1 protein-coding gene and 1 pseudogene are annotated in these 1,341 nt (G+C 66.1%); both read right to left on the minus strand.

Features of this window, described 5'->3' with window-relative positions; genetic code table 11:
- Positions 1-217, minus strand: a pseudogene (locus tag EN914_RS35650) (riboflavin synthase); the annotation flags it as partial.
- A 12-nt stretch (positions 218-229) separates the two neighbouring features.
- Positions 230-1,341: bifunctional diaminohydroxyphosphoribosylaminopyrimidine deaminase/5-amino-6-(5-phosphoribosylamino)uracil reductase RibD (gene ribD / locus EN914_RS35655; RefSeq protein WP_127389699.1), on the minus strand; the 1,112-nt coding region annotated here is incomplete at its 5' end.

The following is a 1,341-nucleotide window of genomic DNA, read 5'->3' on the forward strand; positions in this document are numbered from 1 at the left end:
ACAGGGCTTCCTCCCATGCTTCAACCTCGAACCAGCGTGCATTCGAAACGCTGTCGGGCAAGGCCGTGACCGTCAGGCAGACGCCGCCGCAGGAGATCGAGGCGCCGATGGCGATGGTCTGCGGGTCATAGGCTGTGTCGATGCGCAGCCCCACCCCTTCCCTGAGCGGCTTGACGGACGCGACAGTGCCGACATCGGTGACAATTCCGGTAAACATCGGTGTTGATCCCTAAAGGTCTCTTATCCACTCGGCGTAGCTGTCTTCGCCAAAGCGCATGTCGCGCAATTTGCGAAATCCTGCCGGGATATGGTCGGCGTCGATCGGCGATGCAATGCCGTCGTCGCCGATTGCATCCGGTCCCTGGAACAGCACGATGCGGTCGACCAGCCCGTCGGCCAGGAAAGCGCTCGCCACCCTGGCGCCGCCCTCGACCAGCACGCTGGCCATGCCGAGCGCGGCCAGATCCTCGAGTAGTTCCGGCAAGGCTACGCCGCCCTCGTGCGTCTCGGTGCCGATGAAGCGCACGCCGGCGCGTTCGAGTGCTGCGCGCCGCAGCGGATCGGCCTCCAGGCAAGCGGCGATATAGAGCGGCACGCGGTCGACGCCTGAAACCAGCTTCGAGGCCTCCGGCAACCTGATCTGGCGGTCGAGCACGATGCGGGCAGGCGAACGGTTCTCAAGCCCCGGCAAACGCACCGTCAGGGCCGGATCATCCTCAAGGGCGGTGCCGATACCAACCAGTATGGCGTCCGCCTCAGCCCGCATCAGATACACTTCTCGGCGCGCGATATCGCCGGTGATCGACACCTGCCCGTCACCTTCCCTGCCGATCTTGCCGTCGCTGGAAAGCGCAAGCTTGAGAATCACTTCCGGGCGTTTTCTCAACGATCGAATCAAATAGCCGGCCATCTGCTCGGCGGCTTCCGCCGCCAGCACCTTCTCGACCACCTCGACACCGGCCGCGCGCAGGATCGCATAACCCTTGCCGGACACGCGCGAATCGGGATCGCTGGCGGCACCGACGACCCGCGCAACGCCGGCATTGACCAGCGCATTGGCGCAAGGCGGCGTGCGGCCGTGGTGGGCGCAAGGTTCCAGCGTGACGTAGGCGGTGGCGCCGCGCGCGAGGTCGCCGGCCTCGGCCAGGGCCTCGGTCTCGGCATGCGGACGGCCGCCGACAGCGGTGACGCCGGTGCCGACGATCATCGGACCATTGCCGTCATCGCGTACGATCAGCGTACCGACAGACGGGTTGGTCGCGGTGCGCCCGGCATTTTTTCGCGACAGTCTGAGTGCCGCCGCCATGAAGCGGCGATCAAGGGCGGCCTGTTCGCTTGCAG

It is taken from the genome of Mesorhizobium sp. M7A.F.Ca.CA.001.08.2.1, assembly GCF_003998455.1.
Classification (GTDB): Bacteria; Pseudomonadota; Alphaproteobacteria; order Rhizobiales; family Rhizobiaceae; genus Mesorhizobium; species Mesorhizobium ciceri.